This is a genomic window from Burkholderia theae (assembly GCF_048565265.1).
In the GTDB taxonomy this organism is placed as follows: Bacteria; Pseudomonadota; Gammaproteobacteria; order Burkholderiales; family Burkholderiaceae; genus Burkholderia; species Burkholderia theae.
Genome location: NZ_CP183462.1, coordinates 3,314,854 through 3,340,209, shown reverse-complemented (window position 1 = coordinate 3,340,209; position 25,356 = coordinate 3,314,854). Strand labels below are relative to the sequence as shown.

At 66.8% G+C, this 25,356-nt stretch carries 20 protein-coding genes and 1 pseudogene; 12 read left to right on the top strand and 9 right to left on the bottom strand.

Annotated features, from left to right (window positions below; translation table 11 throughout):
* Positions 1-6 precede the first annotated feature (6 nt).
* From ACN22W_RS32525 to ACN22W_RS32515, 3 genes are all read left to right on the top strand, one after another.
* Positions 7-696 (top strand): aspartyl/asparaginyl beta-hydroxylase domain-containing protein, encoded by a 690-nt coding sequence (locus ACN22W_RS32525; protein WP_419688618.1) that lies wholly within the window; start codon positions 7-9, stop codon positions 694-696.
* 117 nt (positions 697-813) lie between these two features.
* Entirely contained in the window at positions 814-1,083 is a 270-nt protein-coding gene (locus ACN22W_RS32520) for a MoaD/ThiS family protein (RefSeq protein ID WP_419688617.1), read from the top strand.
* Between the two features lie 75 nt (positions 1,084-1,158).
* Positions 1,159-2,307 (top strand): WD40/YVTN/BNR-like repeat-containing protein, encoded by a 1,149-nt coding sequence (locus tag ACN22W_RS32515; protein WP_419688616.1) that lies wholly within the window; start codon positions 1,159-1,161, stop codon positions 2,305-2,307.
* Here the strand turns inward: ACN22W_RS32515 and ACN22W_RS32510 are convergent.
* Positions 2,294-3,235, bottom strand: a complete 942-nt coding sequence (locus tag ACN22W_RS32510; protein WP_419688614.1) for a LysR substrate-binding domain-containing protein — start codon at positions 3,233-3,235, stop codon at positions 2,294-2,296. The genes ACN22W_RS32515 and ACN22W_RS32510 overlap by 14 nt on opposite strands.
* A gap of 147 nt (positions 3,236-3,382) precedes the next feature.
* Between ACN22W_RS32510 and ACN22W_RS32505 the strand changes: the two genes are divergently transcribed.
* Entirely contained in the window at positions 3,383-3,808 is a 426-nt protein-coding gene (locus tag ACN22W_RS32505) for a PACE efflux transporter (RefSeq protein ID WP_343493566.1), read from the top strand.
* A 121-nt stretch (positions 3,809-3,929) separates the two neighbouring features.
* Here the strand turns inward: ACN22W_RS32505 and ACN22W_RS32500 are convergent, their stop codons facing one another.
* The 4 genes and pseudogenes from ACN22W_RS32500 to ACN22W_RS32485 form a co-directional block, all read right to left on the bottom strand.
* Positions 3,930-4,877 (bottom strand): choline ABC transporter substrate-binding protein, encoded by a 948-nt coding sequence (locus ACN22W_RS32500; RefSeq protein ID WP_129515728.1) that lies wholly within the window; start codon positions 4,875-4,877, stop codon positions 3,930-3,932.
* 110 nt (positions 4,878-4,987) lie between these two features.
* Positions 4,988-5,986, bottom strand: a complete 999-nt coding sequence (locus ACN22W_RS32495) for a GlxA family transcriptional regulator (RefSeq protein ID WP_048242618.1) — start codon at positions 5,984-5,986, stop codon at positions 4,988-4,990.
* A 391-nt stretch (positions 5,987-6,377) separates the two neighbouring features.
* Complete coding sequence (gene choW, locus ACN22W_RS32490) at positions 6,378-7,274, bottom strand: choline ABC transporter permease subunit (RefSeq protein WP_193099821.1); 897 nt, start codon at positions 7,272-7,274, stop codon at positions 6,378-6,380.
* Positions 7,267-8,555 (bottom strand): annotated as a pseudogene (locus tag ACN22W_RS32485) (quaternary amine ABC transporter ATP-binding protein); the annotation flags it as partial. The pseudogene ACN22W_RS32485 and the gene choW, both read right to left, overlap by 8 nt.
* Before the next feature lie 534 nt (positions 8,556-9,089).
* On the opposite strand from ACN22W_RS32485, the gene ACN22W_RS32480 reads away from it, so the two are divergent.
* From ACN22W_RS32480 to ACN22W_RS32470, 3 genes are all read left to right on the top strand, one after another.
* Positions 9,090-12,452, top strand: a complete 3,363-nt coding sequence (locus ACN22W_RS32480; RefSeq protein WP_419688611.1) for a DUF2339 domain-containing protein — start codon at positions 9,090-9,092, stop codon at positions 12,450-12,452.
* Positions 12,449-13,807: a DUF3999 domain-containing protein gene (locus ACN22W_RS32475; protein WP_419688609.1), complete on the top strand. Its 1,359-nt coding sequence runs from the start codon at positions 12,449-12,451 to the stop codon at positions 13,805-13,807. The genes ACN22W_RS32480 and ACN22W_RS32475 overlap by 4 nt, the downstream gene beginning before the upstream one ends.
* 128 nt (positions 13,808-13,935) lie before the next feature.
* The gene (locus ACN22W_RS32470; RefSeq protein ID WP_419688607.1) at positions 13,936-14,583 is read left to right on the top strand and encodes a lytic transglycosylase domain-containing protein; all 648 of its coding nucleotides are present in this window, start codon (positions 13,936-13,938) and stop codon (positions 14,581-14,583) included.
* Between the two features lie 10 nt (positions 14,584-14,593).
* On the opposite strand, the gene ACN22W_RS32465 is transcribed toward ACN22W_RS32470, so the two are convergent.
* From ACN22W_RS32465 to ACN22W_RS32455, 3 genes are all read right to left on the bottom strand, one after another.
* Positions 14,594-15,292 (bottom strand): response regulator, encoded by a 699-nt coding sequence (locus ACN22W_RS32465; protein WP_419688605.1) that lies wholly within the window; start codon positions 15,290-15,292, stop codon positions 14,594-14,596.
* A 64-nt stretch (positions 15,293-15,356) separates the two neighbouring features.
* Positions 15,357-17,414: a potassium-transporting ATPase subunit KdpB gene (gene kdpB, locus ACN22W_RS32460; RefSeq protein WP_419689863.1), complete on the bottom strand. Its 2,058-nt coding sequence runs from the start codon at positions 17,412-17,414 to the stop codon at positions 15,357-15,359.
* Positions 17,415-17,774: 360 nt separating this feature from the next.
* Complete coding sequence (locus tag ACN22W_RS32455; protein ID WP_343493571.1) at positions 17,775-18,563, bottom strand: GNAT family N-acetyltransferase; 789 nt, start codon at positions 18,561-18,563, stop codon at positions 17,775-17,777.
* Positions 18,564-18,845: 282 nt separating this feature from the next.
* Between ACN22W_RS32455 and ACN22W_RS32450 the strand changes: the two genes are divergently transcribed.
* On the top strand, positions 18,846-19,151 hold the full coding sequence (locus tag ACN22W_RS32450) for an NIPSNAP family protein (protein ID WP_193099815.1): 306 nt from the start codon (positions 18,846-18,848) through the stop codon (positions 19,149-19,151).
* A 433-nt stretch (positions 19,152-19,584) separates the two neighbouring features.
* The gene (locus ACN22W_RS32445; protein ID WP_419688602.1) at positions 19,585-21,081 is read left to right on the top strand and encodes a methyl-accepting chemotaxis protein; all 1,497 of its coding nucleotides are present in this window, start codon (positions 19,585-19,587) and stop codon (positions 21,079-21,081) included.
* 64 nt (positions 21,082-21,145) lie between these two features.
* On the opposite strand, the gene ACN22W_RS32440 is transcribed toward ACN22W_RS32445, so the two are convergent.
* Entirely contained in the window at positions 21,146-22,366 is a 1,221-nt protein-coding gene (locus ACN22W_RS32440) for an ISL3 family transposase (RefSeq protein WP_419684184.1), read from the bottom strand.
* A gap of 347 nt (positions 22,367-22,713) precedes the next feature.
* On the opposite strand from ACN22W_RS32440, the gene ACN22W_RS32435 reads away from it, so the two are divergent.
* The 3 genes from ACN22W_RS32435 (at position 22,714) to ACN22W_RS32425 (ending at position 24,821) form a co-directional block, all read left to right on the top strand.
* Positions 22,714-23,367: an NADPH-dependent FMN reductase gene (locus ACN22W_RS32435; protein WP_048251237.1), complete on the top strand. Its 654-nt coding sequence runs from the start codon at positions 22,714-22,716 to the stop codon at positions 23,365-23,367.
* A gap of 237 nt (positions 23,368-23,604) precedes the next feature.
* Positions 23,605-23,823 carry a hypothetical protein gene (locus ACN22W_RS32430; protein ID WP_048251238.1) on the top strand — a complete coding sequence of 73 codons (219 nt, stop codon included), beginning with the start codon at positions 23,605-23,607 and terminating at the stop codon, positions 23,821-23,823.
* A 95-nt stretch (positions 23,824-23,918) separates the two neighbouring features.
* On the top strand, positions 23,919-24,821 hold the full coding sequence (locus tag ACN22W_RS32425; protein ID WP_048251259.1) for an aminomethyltransferase: 903 nt from the start codon (positions 23,919-23,921) through the stop codon (positions 24,819-24,821).
* Positions 24,822-25,356 lie beyond the last annotated feature (535 nt).

Genomic DNA, 25,356 nt, shown 5'->3' with positions numbered 1-25,356 from the left:
TCGACCATGTCCGTCGTTTACGACTATGCAGCCGGCCTGCTGCGCACGCTGTACGACCGCCATATCGACGGCGGCTCGGTGCTCGACACGGCCGCCTTCCCCGACGCCGAGCGTTTCGTGCGCGCATGGCCGGCGATCCAGGCGGAAGCGCTCGCCGTCGCGCGCGACATGCCGCGCATTCCGCGCTTCCACGAGATCATGCGCGAGCAGTACGACATCTCGGCCAACGATGCGCGTGACTGGCGGATGTTCATCATGCAGGCGTACGGCCAGCCGTTCCCGCGCAACCTGTCGCGCTGCCCGACCGTCGCGTCGCTGGTTGCGGCGTCACCGGACGTGCTGTCCGCGTCGCTGTCGTTCCTCGCACCGGGCAAACACATTCCGCCGCATCGCGGGCCGTTTCGCGGCATCCTGCGTGGTTATCTCGTGCTGTCGATGCCGAAGCGCGCGGACGGCACGCCGGCCGCCGTGCTGAAGGTCGACGGCCGCGAATACCGGCTCGACGAAGGCCGCTTCCTGCTGTGGGACGACACGTTCATGCACGAGGTGTGGAACGACAGCGATGAAGTGCGGATCGTGCTGTTGCTCGATATCCGCCGGCGCGGGATGCCGCGCTTGCTCACGTGGCTGTCGAATGCGGTGATCGGCGTCGTACGGCTCGGGATCCGGATTCGGTGGCGGTCGATTCCGGTTTAGCGCACGACCGGCCGGCGCACCCTATCTCGCCGGGCGGCTCCGTCCCGCCTTTCGGCTCCCGCCGGATCGCCTAAACTACAGACCGTCCCCTCCGCGCGGCTCCTGCCAGCCACCGCCATGGCGCACCTTTTCTTCGCCGCCTCGATCCAGCGGCACGTCGCAACGCCCGAGCGCGACATCGACGCGCGAACGCTCGGCGAGGCGTTCGAAACCGTCTTCGGCGAACAGCCGCGGCTGCGCGGCTACATCGTCGACGACCAGGGTGCGCTGCGCAAGCACCTGTCGGTATTCATCGACGGCCACCCGATCCGCGACCGGCAACACCTGTCCGATGCGCTCGGCGACACCAGCCGGGTTTATGTCGTCCAGGCGTTGACGGGCGGATAAGAGGACTGATGCATGGACTCCGACCAGGCGCCCACGCACCAGAGCGCTAGGCCGGGCCACCAGGAGACATCCGACATGAACGATCGATTGCTCGTCGCCACCCGCAAGGGCCTGTTCATTCTGCAGCCCGACGGCAACGGCGGCTGGACGCTCGGCGAACCGCATTTCGCCGGCGAACCGGTCAGCATGACGCTCGCCGACCCGCGCGACGGAACGCTGTACGCGGCGCTCAACCTCGGCCATTTCGGTGTGAAGCTGCACCGCAGGCGCGCGGGAGCCGCCGACTGGGAAGAATGCGCCGTCCCCGTCTATCCGCCGCAGCCTGTCGACGAACCGCCCGCCGGCGCCAGCGTGAATGCCGGCACGGCCGACGCGGACGACGAGCCCTCCGGCCCGCCGCAGCCGCCGTGGACGCTTCAGCAGATCTGGTCGCTCGAAGCCGGCGGCGCCGACGAGCCGGGCGTACTGTGGGCCGGCACGATACCCGGCGGCCTGTTCCGCTCCGACGATCACGGCGACTCGTGGGTGCTCAACCGCCCGCTGTGGGACCGCCCGGAGCGCGCCGAATGGGGCGGCGGCGGGTACGACGCGCCGGGCATCCATTCGGTGATGGTCGATCCGCGCGACAGCCGGCACGTGACGATCGGCATCTCGTGCGGCGGCGTCTGGCAAACCGTCGACGGCGGCGCCACCTGGCGCGTCACCGCCGACGGCATGGAAGCCGATTACATGCCGCCCGAGCGGCGCGGCGAGCCCAACGCGCAGGATCCGCACCGCGTCGTGCAGTGCCCGGCCAACCCGGACGTACTGTGGACCCAGCATCACTGCGCGATCTTCCGTTCGACCGACGGCGCCGAGCACTGGCGGCGGATCGAAGCGCAGCCTTCGAGCTTCGGCTTCGCGGTCGCCGTGCATCCGAACGAACCGGACACGGCGTGGTTCGTGCCGGCCGTGAAGGATGCGTGCCGGATTCCGGTGAACGGCCGGTTCGTCGTCACACGCACGCGCGACGGTGGCCGCAGTTTCGAGAGCTTCTCGAACGGGTTGCCGGCCGCCCCCGCATACGACCTCGTGTATCGCCACGGGCTGGCCGTGGACGATTCCGGCACGCGTCTCGCGATGGCGTCGACGACCGGCGGGTTATGGACGTCCGGCGACGGCGGCGAAAACTGGCAGATGGTGTCGGCGCATTTGCCGCCGGTGTATTGCGTCAGGTTCGGGTGACGGTGCGGCGCTCGTCCGTCATCCGCGCCACCGCCTCACGCGTCTGCGCGATTTCCGCTTCGAGCCAATCAAGAAACCGCCTGACCTGCGGCTCGCGTTCCCGCCCGGGCCGGCACAGCGCGACGAAGCGCGCGCCGCCGAGCCGCACCGACGGCTCGACCGGCATCAGCGCGCCACGCTCGACATGCTCGGCAACCAGCACCGAGCTCAACAACGCGACGCCCTGTCCGTGCAACACGGCCTGCAACGCGTACTGCTCGTCGTCGTAATGCCGGAACACCGCGCGTTCGAGCCACGCTTCCCGGCCGGCCGCGCGGCACCACGACGCCCAGTCGATCGACATGGGCAGCGGCGTATCCCACACGGTCTCGATCAAATCGAGCCGCTCGTCCGTGCGATGCGCGTCGAAACCGGCGGCCGCATACGCGCCGAAATACTCATCGAGCAGCGCGATCTCGTGCAGGCCCGGGAACGTGCGCGACGTCGCGCGAATCGCGAGATCGATGCGCGCATCGCGTTCGAGATCGACGAGCGCATTGCCGGTCTCGACCTTGATGTTCAATTCCGGATCGACGCGGCGGAACCGGCCGAGCCGCGGAATCAGCCACATCGCGGCGAACGCAGGGGTGGTCGTCAGCACGAGCGTACGCTCGCCGGCCACCTCGGGCCGCACCGCGTCCAGCCCTCGGCTCAGCTCGAGCAGTGCATCGTGACTCGTGCGAAACAGCCGCTCGCCCGCGTCCGTGAGCCGCACGCCGCTCGCGCCGCGCTCGAACAGCAGCACGCCGAGCCGGCTTTCGAGCGACTTGATCTGGTGCGACACGGCGGCCGGCGTCACGGACAGTTCGTCCGCGGCGGCCTTGAACGTGCCGAGCCGCGCCGACGACTCGAATACACGCAATGCGGTCAGGGGAATTTTCGAGAACACGGGGCCTCGCGGGCCGGATGCGGCCGGGTTGAATTCGATTCAATCGGGGTGAGATTAGGTGAATTGAGGCGGGTGTGCAACGCGGGTAGCCTTGCGGGACGTCGCGGCACGGTGCCGCGGCGGTTGCCGAAGAACCGGAGAAACAACGTGCAAGGCCTACCGCGCAGGATCACGCAGGCGGTGCTCTACGAAGCGATCGCCATCTCCTGCATCTCGCCCGTGATCGCGGCGATCTTCAAGCAGGACCTCGTGTATTCGGGCGCGCTGTCGGCGACGATGTCGGCGATCGCGCTGCTGTGGAACATGATCTTCAACGCGCTGTTCGAGCGCTGGGAAGCGTCGCGCCGGCAGCCGGCGCGCACGCTCGGGCGGCGGATCCTGCACGCCACCGGTTTCGAAGGCGGGCTGATCTTCATGCTCGTGCCCGTCGTGGCGTGGTGGCTCGACATCTCGTGGTTCGACGCGTTCGTCGTCGATATCGGGCTGTTCGCGTTCTTCTTCTGCTACGCGTTCGTATTCCAGTGGGCGTTCGATCGCGTGTTCGACGTGCCGGCGGCGACGAAGGGATCGTGACGGTTGTATCCGCACGCAATCGCGCAAAAACGACGCGGCCCGCCCGCACGATGCGGGAGGGCCGCGTTACGTCAAACCAGCGCGCCGCCCGTTTCAGTCGGCACGCCGGTCAGGTCGACGCTCAATGCACGCCGAGATACGCCTTCACCGCCGGCAGACCCGGCTTGCCGTCGAGGGTCGTCACGCCCGCGAGCCATTTGTCGAGCGCCTGCGGGTTCGCCTTCAGGTACTCGGCCGCCGCCTTGTTCGGGTCTTCCTTGTTCATGATCGGCACCATCACGTGGTTTTCGATCGTCGTCGTGAACTGCAGGTTCGACACGAACTTCGCGACGTTCGGGCAGCGTGCCGCGTAGTCGGGCGGCGTCGCCGTCAGCACCTTCGCTTCGCCGTAGTTCGGACCGAACACGTCGTCGCCGCCGCTCAGGTAATCGATCTTCATCTGCACGTTCATCGGATGCGGTTCCCAGCCGAGGAACACGATCCACTGCTTGTCGCGGATCGCGCGGTTCACCTCGACCAGCATCCCGGCCTCGCTCGACTCGACCATCTTGAACTTGCCGAGGCCGAACTGATTGCCGTCGATCATCTTCTTGATCAGCAGGTTGCCGTCGTTGCCCGGCTCGATCCCGTAGATCTTGCCGTTGAGTTTGTCGGCGAACTTCTGGATGTCCGCGAACGACTTCAGGCCACCCTGGTACACGTAGTCGGGCACCGCGAGCGTGTATTTCGCGCCGGTCAGGTTCGGCGTCGACAGCACCTTGATCGTGCCGGCCTTCGTGAACGGCTGGATGATCGGGTCCATCGTCGGCGACCAGTAGCCGAGGAACACGTCGATCTGCTTGCTCTTGATCCCGGCGAACGTGATCGGCACCGATGCGATCGTCTTCGTCGGCGCATAGCCGAGGCCCTGCAGCATCGTCGATGCCAGGCCCGTGGTCGCCGCGATGTCGGACCAGCCGACATCCGCGAAGCGCACGTTCTTGCATACGGGCGGATCAGCCGCATAAACGGCCGACATCGGCGCGGATACCCCAATCCCGCACACCGCTGCGATCAATAGGCGCTTCATCTGTCTTCTCCTCAAAGTGATGTCGTTTGCTTGAATGCGGGATCGTTTATTGAAACCGCGCGCCGCGATCCCGGCGACGTCGCGGACCGAATGATTCATGGCGGCGCCGGTCAGCGCCCCGGCAACCTGCGCTCGTAGCTCGGCGCATGGCCGAACTGCGCGCGGTAGGCCTTGCTGAAATGACACGGCGAATGAAAACCGCAGACCGTCGTCACGCGTGCGATCGACGCATCGGTCGTGCGCAGCAGGTCGCGCGCGCGCTTCAGGCGCATCGTCAGGTAATAGTGGGTCGGCGACACGTTCAGGTACACCTTGAACATCCGCTGCAGGTGCCGCTGCGACAGCCGCACGAGCCGCGCGAGTTCCTCCAGCGACAGCGGCTCCTCGATGTTCGCCTCCATCAGCCGCACGACCTCGATCAGCTCCGCACGCGAGAAGCCGACGCGCGCATCGACCGGAATCGGCTGCGTGTCGGTCGAACTGCGGATGCGCTCCAGGATGAACTGCTCCGACACCTGCGCGGCAAGCTGCTGGCCGAACCGCATGCCGACGAGGTTCAGCATCAGGTCGAGCGGCGCGGTGCCACCCGTGCAGGTCAGCCGGTCGCGGTCGACGACGAACAGCTCGTCGGCGAAACCGACCTGCGGAAACTCCGAATGCAGCGCGGACAGGTTCTCCCAGTGCACGGTGCAGCGATAACCGTCGAGCAGCCCGCTCGACATCAGCGCGTACGCGCCCGTGCAGATGCCGCCCAGCGGCAGCCCGCGTTCGGCGAGCGCCGCGAGCGTGTCGCGCGCGCCCTCGTCGACCACGTCGCGGATGCGGATGCCGCCGCACACGATCATCACGTCGGGCAGGTTCGTGTAGTCGAGCGCCTGCGTGGGCCGCACCGCGATGCCGTTGCTGGCATGCGCCGGTGCGCCGTCGAGCGAGTAGATCGACCACCGGTAATGGTCGGCGCGCCCGACGTAGTTCGCCATCCGAAGCACCTCGACGGCGCTCGAGAACGCGATCATCGAGAAGTTCGGCAGCGTCAGGAAGCCGAAATGGGCGAGCGACGAAACCGGTGAAACGCAGGCGGCGGGCGCGACAGCGACGGCGGACGTCACATCGGTCTCCCAGGGTCTGTTTCCAGATGGAACGCGCATGCGTTGCCACGAGAACGGCCGCTCGCGAGGCGCGCGACGCCGCGAATACTGACGTATTCGCAAGGAGCGCAACGCGGCGAGCGGCCGTTCTCGTGGCAACCCCAAATTAAAAAATTCATGTCACGGGAATGCCCGAAATCGCCCGCATGGCGGCGTCGCTCGTCGCTTGTTTGGCTCGGCCAAACGGCGCTCCTCACTTCTTGCCCTGCGAGCGATTTCGGGCATTCGCATGTGCGTTCCATCTGGAAACAGACCCTCGACAGGTTGCAGGGAGCCAGCCCCGCGGCCAAAGCCGCGGAAGCCGTTATCGATTCAGGGTACGCGGCCGGCGCGTATGCCGGCCGTCAGTCGTTCAGGCCTGGGCGTGCGCGGGCTTCACGCGAAACAGCTGCTTGAGGCCCGAGAACAGCGGCGCTTTCACGGTGCCCGGCGCGCGGCCGAAGCTTTCGGTGATGCGGTCGAGAATGATCGCGAGCAGCACGACCGACAGACCGCTTTCGAAACCGAGGCCGATGTCGAGGCGCTGGATACTCGCAAGCACGTCGTTGCCGAGACCGCCCGCGCCGACCATCGACGCGATGATCACCATCGACAGCGCCATCATGATCGTCTGGTTCACGCCCTGCATGATCGACGGCAGCGCGTTCGGGAACTGCACCTTGTACAGCAACTGCCACGGCGTGCAGCCGAATGCCTGGCCGGCTTCGACGATCTCGCGGTTCACGTGGCGGATGCCGAGGCTCGTCAGGCGCACGGCAGGCGGCATCGCGAAGATCACCGTCGACAGGATCCCCGGCACGCGGCCGAGACCGAACAGCATCGCGGCCGGAATCAGGTAGACGAATGCGGGCATCGTCTGCATCAGGTCGAGGATCGGACGCACGGTCGCGGCGACCCACTTGCTCTTCGCGGCCCAGATGCCGAGCGGGATGCCGAGCACGAGGCTGATGATCGTCGACGACAGCGTGAGGCCGAGCGTGATGATCGTCTGGTCCCAGAAGCCCGTCGCGAAGATCAGCAGCAGCGACGCGGTGGTGAACAGCGCGAAGCGCCAGCCCACCCGCCACAGCCCGACGCCGATGAAGATCGCCATCATCATCCACATCGGGATCGCCTGCAGGCTGTGCTCGACGAATGCCGCGAGCCCCTCGATCGCTTGACCGATCGCGTCGAACGTCTTCGCGTCGTGGTCGAGCAGGTAATGAACGGACTGGTCGACCCAGGTACCGAGCGGAATCATTTCAGACATGGGAACCTCGCGAACGCGTGATGGCCTTCAGGATGAGCGCACGATCGACCGAGCCGCAGTAGCAGCCGTCATCGTCGACGACCGGCAGTGCATTCGGGCTCGCGACCACGCGCGCGACGACATGTTCGAGCGACGCGTCGCGCCGGATGCTCTCGATCGGCCGCACGGACGGCGTGGCCTCACCGATCGCGTCGCGCGTGACGAAGCCGCGGATCTTGCGCTCGGCGTCGAGCACGAACGCGTATTCGGCGCTGCCGTTCAGCGTCGCCGCGACGTTCGCGGCATCGCACTTCGACACGATCGGCACGGCACCCGTCTGCATCAGGTCGCCGGCCGTGAGGTAGCGGCTCGTATCGATGCCGTCGAAGAACGCGCGCACGTAGTCGTCGGCCGGGTTCGCGATGATGTCCTGCGGCGTACCGACCTGCACGAGCCGGCCGCCTTCCATGATCGCGATGCGGTTGCCGATGCGCAGCGCTTCCTCGAGATCGTGCGACACGAACATGATCGTGCGGCGCTGTTCCTTCTGCAGCTGCAACAGCACATCCTGCATTTCGCGGCGCTTCAGCGGATCGAGTGCGGAAAACGCCTCGTCCATGATCATCAGCGACGGGTTCACGGCCAGCGCGCGGGCGAGGCCGACGCGCTGCTGCATCCCGCCCGACAGCTCGGACGGCAGCTTCTGCGAAAACGGTGCGAGACCGACCTGCTCGAGCACCTCCATCGCGCGCCGTTCGCGTTCCTTCTTGCCGACGCCCGCGACCTCGAGGCCGAACGCGGCATTCGACACCACGGTGCGATGCGGCATCAGCGCGAACGACTGGAACACCATGCTCATGTCCTTGCGGCGCAGCGCGGTCAGCGCCGAGCGGCGCGCCGACGCGACGTCGAGCCCGTCGATCATCACCTTGCCGGCGCTCGGATCGACCAGCCGGTTCACGAGGCGGATCAGCGTGGACTTGCCGGAGCCCGACAGGCCCATCAGCACGAAAATTTCGCCTTCCTGCACATCGAAGGAGACGTTGTGCACACCGACGACCTGACCGGTGCGCTTGAGCACCTCGTCCTTCGTCGAGCCGGCGGCGAGCATGTCGAGCGCCTGCTGCGGGTTGCTTCCAAACACCTTGCACAGACCTTCGACTACGACCTTGGGGGCATCCATCGAAACCTTCTCCTCGTGTAGCGGGGACTCGAGCGAGTCATAGCGTGCCTACATAGTTGCCAGAAAAAACCCCGACCTGCCGACGAATTACGACAAACGCTTGCGCAAATACGACACGCCTCCCAGCCCCGCCCGGCGGGGCGCGGCACGCAGCGGCACCCGATTGCGGCGGCGCAATACGCGCACGGCCAACAACGACGGGCATCACGCGCCGGACTTGTGCGCAGCAGCGCGGCGCGCATCGCATGATGTTTTGCGCCAATTCGCGTCGGGCGCAGGTCGCTTTGCGACAATTTCACGTCCGATCCGCCGGTGTCGCGACTGTCGTCCGATCAATGCGCGCCGACCGGCCGTCTGCCGGTGCCTGTCGGCCGCCCGCAAAAAGCATGACCGTACAAAAAAAGCCGCGCCGAACGATCGTCATGCACGGAAATCAGCCACGTATCGCACCCTGTCCGCAACCCTGAAAATCCCGCATGGCCGCTGTGATACATTGCCGGCAAACACGCCGCTCGCGACGCTGCGCGGGTCTGTCGCACGACGGTCCGCCTGCGGCGCGCGCATGCCGGTTCGCCTGCCGGCCGTGCTGAAACCGCCTCGATCCGGTGCGATCCGCGATCGAAGGACGATAACGATAGTGAGGGAGCAAGGCGTTGAACTGGGCATTCGCCGTAATCGGTTTCATCGTGGGCGGCATCGCCGCATTGATCGGGGATTTCTCGGGCGCGAGCGGCTCGCTGCTCGGTGCCGCCGTCGGGTTCTGTATCGGCCACGCGCTGCAGCAACACAAGCTCAAGAACAAGCGCGCCGCATCCGCGATGCCCGCGACGCCGCAACAGCCGCCCGTACCGCTCGCCGATCGCGTCGCGCGCCTCGAGGCGACCGTCGAAACGCTCACGCGCGAACTCGATTCGCTGCGCGGCCAACTGGCCGGCACGAAGGCCGGTGCGGAGACGACCGGCATCGCGGTGCAAACGCCTTCGTCCAGCGCGGCCGGCACCGCATCCGCGCCCGTACCGCCACCCGCCTTCGCAACGCCACCGACACCGACACCGCCCGCGCAACCCGCAGTCGCACGCGCGGGCATGCCGGCATCCACATCGGTGCCGGTGCCTGCTGCAGCGCCCGCCGCCGTTCCGGCTGCGACCCACACAGCAGCGAACGCACCCGCAACTCCCGCCCGCCCCACCCCGCCCGCACCGCGCGAACCCGGCATCGCCGAGCGCGCGTTCGGCGCCGCGCGCGACTGGCTGCTCGGCGGCAACACGGTCGTGCGGGTCGGCATCATCGTGCTGTTCTTCGGCATCGCGTTCCTGCTCAAGTACGCGGCCGACAACAGCATGCTGCCGATCGAATTCCGCCTCGCGGGCACGGTGCTCGCCGCGGCCGCGCTGCTCGCGATCGGCTGGCGCGTGCGTGCGCGCCGCGCGGCGTACGGCCTCGTGCTGCAGGGCGGCGGCGTCGGCATCCTGTACCTGACGATCTTCGCCGCGACCAAGCTTTACGCGCTGCTGCCCGTCGGCGCCGCGTTTCCGCTGATGGTCGCGGTCTGCGCATTGAGCGCGTTCCTCGCGGTGCGGCAGAACGCGCTGCCGCTCGCGTTCATGGGCAGCGCGGGCGGCTTTCTCGCGCCGGTGCTGCTGTCGACCGGCCAGGGCAACCACGTCGCGCTGTTCAGCTACTACGCGCTGCTGAACGCGGGCATCTTCGCGATCGCGTGGTTCAAGGCCTGGCGTCCGCTGAACCTGCTCGGCTTCGTGTTCACGTTCACGATCGGCTCGGCGTGGGGCGTGACGGCCTATCGCCCCGCGCTGTTCGCGAGCACCGAGCCGTTCCTGATCCTGTTCTTCCTGATGTATGTCGGCATCGCGCTGCTGTATGCGGTGAAACGCGAGCTGGCGCTGCGGCATTACGTGGACGGCACGCTCGTGTTCGGCACGCCGATCGTCGCGACCGCGCTGCAGGCGTCGCTCGTGAAGGACATGCCGTTCGGGCTCGCGTGGAGCGCCGTCGCGCTGTCGGCGTTCTATGTCGTGGTCGCCGCGTCGCTCGCACGGCGCCGCGACCGCCTCGCGCTGTTGTTCGAAGCGATGCTCGCGCTCGCGGTGATCTTCGCGACGCTGGCGGTGCCGCTCGCGTTCTCGGGCCCGACGACCAGCGCCGCATGGGCGATCGAAGGCGCGGCCGTCGTCTGGCTCGGCGTGCGCCAGAAACGCCTGCTGCCGTTCTGCTTCGGCCTGCTGATGCAGGTCGCCGCGGCCGGCGCGTTCTTCACGAGCCTGCTCGGGCCCACCGACGTCAACGCACTGCCGGTGCTCAACAGCCCGTATATCGCGATGCTGCTGATCGCGCTCGCCGGCCTGTTCACCGGCTGGTGGCTGCACGGGCGCGGCGAAGCGCGAGCGTGGCACGCATGGATGCCCGAGATCGGCGCCGCGGCCGCGGCGTGGGGGCTGCTGTGGTGGGTCAGCGGCGGGCTGCACGAGATCCTCGTCTACGCGAGCCGTCACGTCGACCTGCATGCCGATCGTTTCGTCGTCGATACGACCGCGCTGTTCGCGGCCGGCACCGCGTGGCTCGCATACGTCGCGCGCCGCCGGCTGACATGGCCGCTCGCCGAATGGCCGGCGCTCGCGCTGACGCCGGTGCTGGCGCTGCTCGCGTTGCGCGCGTTCGATGCGCATGAAGCGCCGCTGTCGGGAATGGGCGCGTTCGCGTGGCCCGTCGCCGTCGGCGCGGGCCTTGCGCTGCTGTGGCGCCAGTCGCGCGGCGCGGCCAGAACCGATACCGCGACGGGCATCGTGCAATCCATCGCCGCCGGCGTGATCGCGCCGCTGCATACGCTGATGTTCTGGACCTTGTGCGTACTGCTGTCGCTCGAAGGTTTCTGGCGCCTGCGCGCATTCGTGCCCGAAGGCGCGTGGAGCTGGAGCGCGTGGGCCTACGGCTTCGGCGCGCTGCTCCTGCTGGTATCGGGCCCCGGCTCGCGGCTGCGCTGGCCCGTCGCGGCGTTCCCTCGCGCGTACCAGGTGTGGGGCGCGGCGCCACTCGCCGCGCTGCTGTGGCTGTGGAGCATCGCGAGCATCATCAGCGACGGCGACGCTTCGCCGCTCTTCTGGCTGCCGCTGCTCAATCCGCTCGACATCGCGCAATTCCTCGTGTTCGTTGCATTCGCCGCATGGCTGCGCCGCCTGAAAACGCTCGGCATCGCGTGGCATCCGCGCGTCGTCGACTATGCGGCGATCGCGACCGTGTTCCTGTGGTTCAACGCGCTGATGCTGCGCACGCTGCATCACCGTTTCCACCTGGCCTACGACATCGACACCGTGCTGTCGTCGTTCGGCATCCAGCAGGTATTCATGGTCGGCTGGAGCGTGTTCGCGTTCGCCGGGATGTGGCTGACGCGCCGCGACGGCATCGCCCGCGTCTGCGCGCTCGCGTCGCTGCCGCTGATCGTCGTGATGTGGGTGTGGACCTTCTACGCGAACTTCACGCAGGACGGCGGAAGCTGGGCGCGCGTGCCGCTCTTCAACCCGCTCGATCTCGTGCTCGTGGTGGTCTATGCGCTCGCCGCATCGTGGTTCGTGCGGGCGCGCAAGCTCGGCTGGTCGTTCGACACCTATCGCGTCGAACTGCTGAGCGCGGCCGGCGCGACCGTGTTCCTGTGGCTCAACGCGATCCTGCTGCGCACGCTGCATCACTGGGCCGGCGTGCCGTACGAATTCGGCGCGATGGCGGAATCGACGCTCGTGCAGGCTTCGGTATCCGTGTACTGGACGGTCTGCGCGCTCGCGACGACGATCTGGGCCACGCGCCGCGGGCTGCGTCCGCTGTGGTTCGTCGGCGCCGCGCTGCTCGCGCTCACGGTCGTCAAGCTGTTCCTGTTCGACCTGTCGCACGTGACCGGCATCGAACGCATCGTGTCGTTCATCGGCATCGGCGTGCTGCTGCTGTTGATCGGCTATTTCTCGCCGCTGCCGCCGAAGGCCGCGGCTCAACGGGACGACCGGCAATGAAGCGACTCGCCGCCCTGCTCGCACTGAGCCTGCTCGCGTCGTTCGCCGCGGCCGACGGTGCACCGGACGCCCAACCCGGCGCGCAGCGCTACTCGCTCGACCTCGACGGCAGCGCCGCGTACTACCAGCTCACCGTGCCGCAGCCCGTGTATGCGGCCAGCCGGCGCGACGATCTCGGCGACGTGCGCATCTTCAACGGCGCGGACGAGCCGGTGCCGTATTCGCTCGACGCGCCGGCTGCGGCCACGCCCGCCGTGCCACCGTCGCGCGCACCGGTGCACTGGTTCCCGCTGCCGCCGGTGCGCGCCAACAACGGCAACGCATCGCTCGGGGTGACGGTCGGCCCGGACGGCTCGCTGCGCGCGGCCGTCGCCACGCCGCCGCCCGCACGGCGCGGCGCGGATCTCGTCGACCTGTCACGTGCGGACGGCAGCCTCGACGCGCTGCTCGTGCACGTGGGCGACGACAGCTACCAGGGGCGCGTCGCCGTCGACGCGAGCGACGACCTGCGCAGCTGGCGGTCGCTCGGCAGCACGCAGTTGCTGAAGGTCGGCCACGGCGACGACATGCTGGTGCAGGAACGCATCGCACTCGAAGGCGCGACGCCGCGCTACCTGCGGCTGGACTGGCTCGACGGCGCGCCCGCGATCGCGTCGATCGACGTCGAGACGCATCCGCGCGACGCACGCGGAACCGACACCGCGTCCGTACCGCGCCAATGGCGCGACGCCGCACGCGTCCGGGTCGGCAGCGCGCCCGGCGAGTATCTGTTCGACACCGACGGCGCGTATCCGGTCGATCGCGTGCGGATCGACCTGCCGCAACCGAACACCGTCGCGCGCGCGACGCTGCAGAGCCGCGCCGACGCGCAGGCACCGTGGCGCGACGTCGCGAGCGCCGTGCTGTTCCGGCTGCAGGGCAAGGGCGGCGAGCAGCGCAACGCGCCGCTCGAGTTCGCGGCGGACACGGATCGCGCGTGGCGAATCGTCGTCGATATGCGCAACGGCGGGTTCGGCGGCGGCCAGCCGGCCGTTGCGATCGGCTGGCATCCGGCCGCGCTGACCTTCGTCGCGCGCGGCGCGCCGCCGTTCACGCTCGGCGTCGGCGACGCGTCGCTCGAGTCGTCGGCCGTGAGCCGCGACGCACTGCTGGTCGGCATGGCGCCCGAAGTGCGGCCCGCACGCGTGGGCGCGGTGCTGCCGGTCGCGGCGGTCGCGCCAGCGCCCGCCGTCGATACGGACGCGACACGCCGGTACGTGCTGTGGGGCGCGCTGGTCGTCGCGGTCGGCGTGCTCGGCACGATTGCATGGCGCCTCGCGAAAGGCGGCGGCGAGCCGCGCGACCGCGACGAGTGATGCCACGCGGGCACGTCGTTCGTCCGTCGGCCGTCTTTACGCGCCGTTTATCCGGCGCACTCGTTTCTTTCGACGGCCGCAACGCATAACTGCGTACAGTCGTTGCATCGGAACCACGATGCGACGACATGCAGGAAACCTATTCATCGCATGACCAGCCGGCGCCGCGTACACGCCCGGCGCTACCGCTCAAGCGGCTTCTGCTGCTCCTCCCGATCGCGCTGTCGCTGTCGGCCGCGCTTCCCGCGCAGGCCGACGACACCTCGGCGGCACCGGTCCCCGCCGCGAGCACGCCCGATACGTCGCTTCCCCCGACCCTCGACACGATCGTCACAACGCTGCGCAACCGCTTTCACATCGCGTATGCCGAAGCGCGCACGATCGCCCGCGCGGTGCAGACCGAATCGGATCGCTACGGACTCGCGCCGGCGCTGCTGCTCGCGATCATCGCGGTCGAATCGGGCTTCGATCGCCATGCGGTCAGCGTCGCCGGCGCGCGCGGGCTGATGCAGGTACTGCCCACCGCCCATCGCGACCTCGTCGCGCATGTCAGGGACCTGTCCGATCCGGCAACCAACGTGCGGATCGGCGCAGCCATCTTCCGCGGCTATCTCGACGATGCGGACGGCGACGTCGAAACCGCGCTCGTGCGCTACAACGGCGGCACGAAGCGTTATGCACAGCGCGTCGCGTTGCGCGTGCAACAATTCGATGCGCAGCTGCACCGTTCGACCGGCGCGGCGGCCGACGAACTGCGGACGGCTGCGAACCCCTGAGCGTACCGCGCTACGCGGCTCCCGCGAGCCGATAGCCGACGCCCATCTCCGTCACGATGTACTCGGGCCGCCGCGGATCGCACTCCAGCTTGCGCCGCAGGTGGCCGACATACACGCGCAGGTCATGCGCATCCTTGCCGTGCGCCGCGCCCCACACCTCGCTCAGCAGGCGGTCGTGCGTGAGCTGCCGCCCCGCATGATGCGCGAGTACGGCCAGCAACCGGTATTCGATCGGACTCAGATGCACGCGCGCCCCGCCGCGCAGCACCTGGCGCTCGCCGAGATCGACGGTCACGTCGCCGAAGCGCACGCGCATCGCATCGATGCGGCCGCCGCTCGCCTGCCGCCGCAGGTGCGCCCGAATCCGCGCGATCAGCTCGGCGGTGCCGAACGGCTTGGTCAGGTAGTCGTCCGCGCCCGCGTCGAGCGCGGCGACCTTGTCGCTTTCCGCGTTCAGCGCCGACAGCACGATCAGCGGCGCGGCCGAGCACGCGCGCAGCGCATGGATCAGTTCGGTGCCGCCGAGATCGGGCAGGTTCGTGTCCGCGACGATCAGGTCCGGACGGAGTGCGGTGACGGCCGCCACACCCGCCGCGCCGGTCCCGGCCTCGCAGACGTGCATGTGCTCGGCCTTCAGCGCGACACGGACGAAATGCCGGATGAACCTGTCTTCGTCGACGATCACGATGACGACGGTCGGTTCGCTCATGCGGCAGCGCCTCCGTCCGGAGTGTCATGCGGACTGTCGCGTCCGGCGCCGTGCACGTCCACGTTCAAGCCCATCCGCATGCAACCAGCACCATGTCGATCAGCTTGATGAACGGGAACGGCAACAGCACGCCGCCGAGGCCGTAGACCAGCAGGTTCCTGCGCAGCAGCGGCGCGGCGCCGAGCGGACGATAGCGCACGCCCTTCAGCGCGAGCGGAATCAACGCGACGATGATCAGCGCATTGAAGATCACCGCCGACAGGATCGCCGACGCCGGCGACGCAAGGTGCATCACGTCGAGCACGCGCAGTTGCGGGTAGGTCGTCGCGAACGCGGCCGGGATGATCGCGAAGTACTTCGCGATGTCGTTCGCGATCGAGAACGTCGTCAGCGAGCCGCGCGTCATCAGCATCTGCTTGCCGATCTCGACGATCTCGATCAGCTTCGTCGGGTTCGAGTCGAGGTCGACCATGTTGCCCGCTTCCTTCGCGGCCTGCGTGCCCGTGTTCATCGCCACCGCGACGTCGGCCTGCGCGAGCGCCGGTGCGTCGTTGGTACCGTCGCCCGTCATCGCGACCAGGCGGCCGGCCGCCTGGTGTTCGCGGATCGTCGCGAGCTTGGTTTCCGGCGTCGCTTCCGCGAGGAAATCGTCGACGCCCGCTTCCGCCGCGATCGCCGCCGCCGTCAGCCGGTTGTCGCCCGTCACCATCACGGTCTTGATACCCATCTTGCGCAGTTCCGCGAAGCGCTCCTTGATGCCGCCCTTCACGATGTCCTTCAGCTCGATCACGCCGAGCACGCGCGCGACGCCGTCGCGGCGCTCCGCGACCGCCAGCGGCGTGCTGCCGCGACGCGCGATGTCGGTCACGACCGCTTCGATCTCGCGCGTGACGCGGCCGCCATGGGACTCGACGTAGTGCACGATCGCGTCGGCCGCGCCCTTGCGGATCTCACGGCCGGGCAGATCGACACCGCTCATCCGCGTCTGCGCGCTGAACGACAGAAAGACGGCATGCAGCGCCTGCATGTCGCGCTCGCGCAAATTGAAGCGCTGCTTCGCGAGCACGACGATGCTGCGACCTTCCGGCGTTTCATCGGCGAGCGACGACAGTTGCGCGGCGTCGGCCAGCGCTTCCTCGGTCACGAACGGCGCGGGCACGAACGCCGATGCCTGGCGGTTGCCGAGCGTGATCGTGCCGGTCTTGTCGAGCAGCAGCACGTCGACGTCGCCGGCCGCCTCCACCGCGCGGCCCGACGTCGCGATCACGTTCGCCTGCATCATCCGGCTCATCCCGGCCACACCGATCGCGGACAACAAACCGCCGATCGTCGTCGGAATCAGGCACACGAGCAGCGCGACGAGCGCTGTGATCGTCACCACGTGGCCGGCCTTCATCGCTTCGACCGCAAACGTCGAGAACGGCAGCAGCGTCGCGGTTGCGAGCAGCATCACGATCGTCAGCGCGACGAGCAGGATCGTCAGCGCGATTTCGTTCGGTGTCTTCTTGCGCTTCGCGCCTTCGACCATCGCGATCATCCGGTCGAGGAACGCCTCGCCCGGATTGACGGCGACCCGCACGACGATCCAGTCGGACAACACGCGCGTGCCGCCCGTCACCGACGAGAAGTCGCCGCCCGATTCGCGGATCACCGGCGCGGATTCGCCGGTGATCGCCGATTCGTCGACGGACGCGACGCCTTCGATCACGTCGCCGTCAGCCGGAATCGTGTCGCCGGCTTCGATGAGCACGACGTCGCCCTTGCGCAGGTCGGTCGACGCCATCACCTCGACGGCGGCCTGCGCATGCGGCGCCGCGAGTTTTTTCGCGACCACATTGTGTTTCGCGCTGCGCAGCGACGCGGCCTGCGCCTTCGAGCGCCCTTCGGCGAGCGCTTCGGCGAAGTTCGCGAACAGCACGGTAAACCACAGCCACAGCGCGATCGCGACGATGAAACCGGCGGGCGCCTCGGCCTGGCCAAACAGTGCTGCGATCCACAGAAGCGTGATGAGGATGCTGCCGACGTACACGCAGAACATCACCGGGTTGCGGAACTGCGTGTGCGGCGTGAGTTTCCTGAACGAGTCCACGATCGCCGGGCGCACGAGCGCCGGATCGAACATCGAACGCACGGCCGTGCGCGCATGGCCGGGATGCTCCGGGCGCTGGCCGGTCACGGGTGCGAGAGACATGGCGGTTTTCCTTTTGCCGGCGCAGCGGCGCGGCGGCACCCGGCATCGGTCAGGCGAGCCGGCTGCCTTCACGCTTTCGCGCGTGCGGCTTCCGTTTCCACGCAACCATCTTATGAAGGTTCGCGTGAAGATCGCGGCAAAGGATCGCGTCGGAGCATAAAAAGCGCGTAAACGTCGGTTTCGCCGCGGCGCGGCGGGGGTGTCTCATGGGCCGTACACGAGCGGAAGCGCCACACTCCGCTCACGCGACGTTACGCGGTCAAAGCAGGAAAGCGAGCCCGGGCGCGGCGCTCAGCCGAACGTGTGGCGCCCATGCTGGCGCGGCCGCCACGGAGACGAACGGCAGCTCGCGGCGCCGGCTGCACGGCGCGCGGCCAATCCGGCGCCACGGCGCACACGCAGGTCGCGCCGCGCCACCGCGGCAATGCGCGACGGCAATGCAAACGCAAGACGCCGCACGGCCGCCATGCGCGCAGCCAGCCGCGACGCCGGCGACATCCGGCGCACGACGTGCGCGACAGGCCGCTTGCAAAGGATCGCGCTGTCGTAGCGCTTGCCGGCGAAGCGCATCACGTCGACGACGTCGAAACCCTGCGCACCGTAGAACGCCAGCAGATGCGAAGCGGGATGCGGCGTATCCAGCGCGAGCAGCGTATAGCCGCGCAACGCGGCCCACTGCTCGGCGAACGACAGCAGCAGCGCGCCGATCCCGCGGCTCTGGCAATCGGGATCGACAGCCACCTGGCGCACGCTCGCGACGCCTTCCCGGCGGTACAGCGAGCAGGCCGAAGACGGATCGGTGCCATACAGCGTGGCCGTGCCGATCACGCGCCCGCCGCACACGGCGACATAACACTCGCCCGCTTCCGCGCGGCGGCGCGTGACGTCTTCGTCCTGATCGACGCACGTGCAGTTGAGCCCCATCGCGCCGAGCCGTGCGAACGCACGATGCAGCATCGGCGTGAGTTGCGCATAGCTGTCGACTGCCGGATCGAAACGCCGTACGACCACCCGGTCGGCGCACACGGAAGGCGGCGCAGCGGGGAGACGTTCGGCCATCGCGTTCCAGGGTATCGACATCGCAGTGCTCCGTGATTGGGATGCTCGAAGTCTATGAGCGCGCCGACCGCCCTCGCAAGAAAAAATGTCGTAAAAGTTTGGGGGAATGCGTGCGGGAGAAACGGTGGCGACGGTGCATACGGCCGCTCCGCATACATCGTTGTGGACGCACGAAAGAGCGCCAATCGTTGTTCGCGCAAGCAATGAATCCCGCGAGTGCATCGAGGCCGGATCCGCTCGCCGTTGACACATGCGGCGACGCCATCCAGACTCGCTGCTCCTCCACCCGCACCGAGAGCGCTCATGGTCACCTGCTTCCTTCGCTACGTCGTCGATCCGTACAAGCTCGACCAGTTCGAAACCTACGGCAAGATGTGGATTCCGCTCGTCGAGCAATTCGGCGGCACGCATCACGGCTACTTCCTGCCATCCGAAGGTGCGAGCAATATCGCGCTCGCGATGTTCTCGTTCCCGAGCCTCGCCGAGTACGAGCGCTATCGCGAACGCTCGAAGGACGATCCGGCCTGCCAGGCCGCGTTCCGCTACGCGGAGGAAACGCGCTGCATCGTCAGCTACGAGCGCAGCTTCTTCCGGCCGGTGTTCGAGTAACGGCCCGGGCATCGCGCCCCTGCTCCCCACCGGAACAGAATAAAAGTACATCGCGGATTTTCGTGGGAACGCGACGCTGACCGTCGACGTTCGGCAAGTTGCGGTCACCTGCGCGTCCCTGCGGATTCAACCCGTCGCTGCCACACGTTGCGTCATCGACGGACACGGACGTTCACCATCACGATGGCGGCGTTGCACGCCGAACGTCGTTTTCATTCGTCACCATACGTCACGTCAACACCGCATCTCCCGATTCCCTCTGAGGAAATGGAGGGCACCCCCAAAGCGAATTAGCCTGACAAATCCCCACGCGTTAACGCTGAATATCGGTAGTAGACCGGACTCTAGTAACCAATGACGCGCACCGTTAACCGATTCATGTACAGAGTCGGTTTCTCTGCCAAAAATCCTTGGAGTCTCGCTACGACCTGCTATGACCATCAAGTTAAAACTTCAGATTTTGATGCTCGTCACGCTGATGGCCATCGGGGGCGGTATCGCTGTGACGTCGTTCGGATTCGGTTCCGTGAGCGATGCGGAGGCGGCCTCGCATCGCCGGGAGACGCAGGTGCGCGGCATAACGGAAATCAAGGCAAGCGCGCTTTCCACGGTCGAGCTTGACCCGGCGTCGGACGATACCAAGAAGATCTTTTCCGAAGCAGAACGAAACATCGGCAAATGGGCCGAGATCGTTGGCCCGCTGTTCGATTCCCAGGATCAACAAGCAAGGCTCAAGACGCTGCGCGCCCAATGGAATGCGTACGACCAGAAATCACGACAGCTGATCGAACTGGCCGCCCATGATCCCAAGGCGGCCAACGATCAGGTCGGTTCGCTCTACCACAACGACTTTCAGCCGCTCAGTGCGTCGATCGAGGCGACCATCACGGAAGTCGGAAATCGTGGCCAGCAAGCCGCGGAACTTGCCAACCGCGTCAGCACGAATGCGGTCAGGACGGTCATGACCGTATTGGTCGTTGCGATGGCGATTGTCGTCGGATGGATTCTCCTGCTGTCCCGTTCGATCCAGCGCGCGCTGGGCGGCATCCAGGGGACGTTGCAGCAAGCGAGTGAATCACTCGACCTGACAAGGCGTGCGTCCGTTCAGGGTAAAGACGAAATCAGCCAGACGGCTGCTGCCTTCAATCACCTGATGGGCCGGATCGCCGAGGTCATGGGCGCGGTGCGGGACTCCGCGGAATCGGTGAGCACGGCTTCGAAGCAGATTGCCGCAGGCAATGTCGACCTGTCGAGCCGCACCGAAGAGCAGGCCGCTTCGCTTCAGGAGACGGCTGCGAGCATGGAGGAGTTGACCGGCACGGTGCGACAGAACACGGAGAATGCCCGGCAGGCCAATGGGCTGGCGCAGTCATCCGCGACCATCGCGGTCAGGGGAGGCGACGCGGTGGGCGAGATGGTCGCGACCATGGGAGAAATCAACGCCAGCTCGGCGAAGATCGTCGACATCATCGGCGTGATCGACGGGATCGCTTTTCAGACCAATATTCTCGCGCTCAATGCCGCGGTGGAGGCCGCCCGCGCAGGCGAACATGGCCGGGGTTTCGCGGTGGTCGCCACCGAGGTGCGCACGCTCGCGCAACGCTCCGCGGCAGCGGCCAAGGAAATCAAGACGCTGATCGAAAATTCGGTGCGCAAGGTCGAAACAGGCACAAGGCTGGTCGATCAGGCGGGCAACACGATGGAGGAGGTGGTGACCAGCATCAAGCGGGTGACGGACATCATGGGAGAAATTGCCGCGGCCTCCGACGAGCAAAGCAAGGGAATCGATCAGGTTGGGCAGGCAGTCACGCAGATGGACGAAGTCACCCAGCAGAATGCGGCGCTGGTGGAACAGGCTGCCGCAGCAGCGCAGTCGCTGGACGATCAAGCGAGGAAGCTGCACACGGCGGTCAACGTTTTCAAGCTCTAGGCTCGGCATGTTGCGTGCGCCAACACGCGCAACACGGCTTTCCCGCGATGAACAAAAAAAAGGTTCATCGCGGAATTCCGGGGAACGCGGCGCGGATCTTGAGGAAGAAGTATTCCTCGTCGCGGTACCCGTAAGCCCTGCGCTTGATGACCTTGATAGTGTTGTTGATGCCTTCAACAACGCTGGTATTGAGCGGATGGCGGCAGCGAGTCACGATTCCATGCCAATACCCCTGCAAGCGCTGGGCGAACTTTTGCAGGGCGGCAATCCCGCTTTGCTGGGCCTGTTCGAACCATTGCCCCCAGGCTTTTTCCGCCCAGGCTGGCTTTCGGTAGAACCAGAGCCGCTTGAGTTCGTCGCGCAGCACATAGACGCATAGCAGCGATTGATTGGCGGCCAGCAGTTCCTTCAGGTGTACCGCCTGTTCTGGTTTCAAGTTATGGCGGTTGCGCAGCAACAGCCAGCGGCTGGACTTCAGAACCTTCCGCGCTGGTTTGTCATCTCGCAGTTGGTTGGCCTGATCCACCCGAACTCGGTCGATCACTTCGCGCCCGTACTTGGCCACGACGTGGTACAGATCGAAGACGATTTCCGCCTGCGGGCACTGTTCCTTGATCTCCAGCTCGTAGGCCGTGGTCATGTCGATCGCAACTGCTTCGATACGCTCGGCCACGCCTTCAGGGAGTTGTTCGAAGAAGGCTCGCGCCGTTTCGCGCGAACGTCCTGGCCCGACCCAGAGCACCTGCCGGCCGATCGGATCAACCACCACCGTGGCGTAGCGATGGCCTTTGTGCAGCGCGAACTCGTCCATCGCCAGATAGCGGATCGTCGACCAGTCCGGCTCGGCCACGCGTGCTCGCAGGCGCATCTTGTCGATCGATTTGACCGTGTGCCAGCCCAGATCGTAGAAGCCCGCCACCGCTTGTACGCTGGCCGCTTGCAGCAACTTCTCGCAAGCCTTGGCGAACCGCTCCGTCACTCGCTGGTAGCGGCCCAGCCACGCCAGCTTCTCCAGTCGCGGGCCGCCGCAGTGTTCGCACCAGACCCGGCGACGGGGAACGTGCAGCACCACCCGATATTCGAACAGCGGCAGATCGCGCACTCGACGAACCACCGTCTCATGGATTTGCTGGCAGCGTGCACCGCATTGCTCGCAGTACATGACCTTGCTGACCGGCCTCAGATATAGCGACAGCGTGCGCTCTTCTCCTTGCGGCCATTCCACCCGTTCCAACCGATAGCCGGTCCAGCAGCCCAGCGCCTGAAGTGCCTTTCGATCGAGCAATTGCTTCCTCCGACATCCTTAAAATCATGTGTCAGATTATGCAATCGCTCGAAAACGCTCCACGGTTTCCTGCGATGAACCAAAAAAAAGCCCCGCCAGCATCCGCCCGGCGGGGCCAACCCATGTCAGTAGAGACATCATGGAGGAGACGGGCCCATCTTATCGAGCGCGGCGTACCGTCCCAACCAAGCATTTCTGCTATCGATCTGCGCGGCCACGCACACGATTGCCCCCGCTGCGCGGCATATCGATAGAACGAAAAGTCGTTTTCAGAGTGGCAACGGGGTCGTTACCATCTGGTTTTAAGCCTGTGCTTAGCCGGGCAAGCCATCCCCGAGGAGCGCCCCTTGACTGCATTCGATCAACACCGCCGCCCGTTCGTCGTCGGCATCGGCGGTACCACCCGGGCCGCGTCGTCCACCGAACGCGCACTGTCGTTCGCGCTGCGCGGCGCGCAAGCCGCCGGCGCACGCACGCGCCTCTTCGACGGCCCGTTCCTGCATACGCTGCCGCACTACGCCCCCGAACACAAAACGCTGACCGACGCGCAACGCGAACTGATCGACGCCGTGCGCCAGGCCGACGCGATCATCATCGCAACGCCCGGCTATCACGGCGGCGTCTCCGGTCTCGTGAAGAACGCACTCGACACGCTCGAGGAACTGCGCGCGGACGATCGCCCCTATCTCGACGGCCGCGCGGTCGGCCTGATCGTTACCGCCTACGGTTGGCAGGCAGCCGGCACGGTGCTGACGTCGCTGCGTTCGATCGTTCATGCGCTGCGCGGCTGGCCGACGCCGTTCGGCGCGACCGTGAACACGCTCGAAACACGTTTCGAAAGCGCCGACAGTTGCTCGGATCCGAAGGTCACCGCGCAACTCGAGACGGTCGGTGCGCAAGCGGCGGAGTTCGCGCTCGCGTTCGCATCGCATCGCGCGGCCACGCATGCGGCTTCGGTCGACGCGCTCGCACCCGTGCTGAAGATCGCCAACCACCCGTAATCCCCCCGCATTCCGCCGCCCGCGCCCGGTTGACCCGATTCGCCGCGCGCGGGCGGCGCGTCTTCGGCCGCGCGGCGACGTGCCGTGCGCGCCGACGCTTCGCCGCCGTGGTCCTTTCCCTGCATACCGCCCCGATAACGATTCAGCCTGCCGCGTGATTTGCATTGCCCGAAAGATTGGTTCACGCGGCCGGCGGGTTTTCGTACGCTGAAAGTCCGAACTTTCTCCGCACACGCCATGAACCGTACGATCCGCTACAAGGGCTATGAAGTCGCCCCCGCTGCCGCCCGGTTGCCGAACGGGCTGTTCGCCGCCAACCTGACGATCGAGCGGGCGGGCGGCGGGCCGTCGCCGCGCTCCGTGTCGTTCGACGCCATCGATTTCTTCTTCGAAGAGGAACACGCGCTCGCCTACGCGTCCCGTTGGGGCCGTCTCTGGGTCGACACGCACGTGTGACGCGCGCCTGGCCGGCGTGCGCATGGCCGCTCGAAAATACGCGTTTACGGAAGCTATGCAAGAATCTTTCAGCCCGTAATCGCATAACAACAGCCATGACTGACACGCTGCAGAAAGAGCACGCAGCCGCAGATCACGCAATGCGCAACTGGACCTTCGAGAGGCAAGGTCCGGTCAGGATCGGTTCCGATGCGCACAAGCAGATGTTCTGCCGCATGCTGCTCGACACACACAACCCGTACAAGCCGGCCGTGATCGATTGGCCGGCGCTCAAGCCCGACGAACTCAAGCGCCTTACGTCGCTGCCGATCTGGGACATCGCGGTGCAAACCGAAGGCCGCGCATCGATCCGCGTGGCGACGTACGCGGAGTCGATCGACGATGCGCTGCTGCGCCGCGCACTCGAAATGGACGGCGGCGAGGAAGCGCGCCACAAGGTCGTGCTGTCGAAGCTCGTCGAGGCGTACGGTATCCGGCTCGCGCCCGAGCCGCCCTACCCGGCACCGACCGACCCCGAGTGGTCGTGGATGATCACCGGCTTCAGCGAATGCATCGACAGCTTCTTCGCGTTCGGCCTGTTCCGATCCGCGCAGCGCTCCGGCTATTTCCCGCCCGAACTCGTCGACACCTTCGAGCCCGTGATCCAGGAAGAAGGCCGCCACATCCTGTTCTTCGCGAACTGGTACGCGTGGTACTGGCGCACGATGCCGTGGTGGCGCCGGCCGTGGTTCTTCGCGCGCGTCGCGGCCGTGTGGGTGCACCTGATCCGCGACCGCATCGGCATCGCGCGCGGCATCGATGCCGACGGCGCCGCGCGTGACGCGAACTTCCCGGCGACCGGCACCGCCGACATCGGCGACGCGCTGAACCCGCGCGAGCTGATCGAACTGTGTCTCGTCGAGAACGACCGGCGGATGGCCGGTTACGACAAGCGCCTGCTGCGCCCGATGTTCGTGCCGCGCCTGGCGCGCTTCGCGCTGCGGTTTCTCAAGAAGTAAGGCCGGGCGCGCTGCCGCGGGATGCGCGAGCCGGTGCGGGCCGCACGCTCGCCGGTTCCGTTCTCGCGGTTGCGCGCTCCGGCGCCCGTCGATGCGCTGCGGGACCCTGCCGAACTCGATCCACCCGCCGTTTGTGGCGCGCCCGATACATTTACACCTGCCCTTTTTTCTCCGGCGCCGCCGTGCGCGCACGCCGCGCATCGGGCAAATTGCCGCACCCATGATCTGACAATTCGGGCGCGTCGCCACGACGCCGACCCGCGTCTTTAACAACCTGTCGCCACCCGGCGAGCGACCGTCGCGCGGCCCCCTCCCGAGGCGGTTCGGCACGCCCCCGAATCCCGCCCGGATACCAACATCATCGATATCGTCAATAGGACAAATTCGAAATTTGAATGGTGACGGCCCGGCGCATCGTCCTGTAGCACTTTTTTACAAATTCGACGGACCGGCCGGCCCGGAACGCCCGTCACACGGGCGGTCACGGCGAACCCGATGCGCAAATCAGCACAGCCCGATATCCGTCGATTCAAAT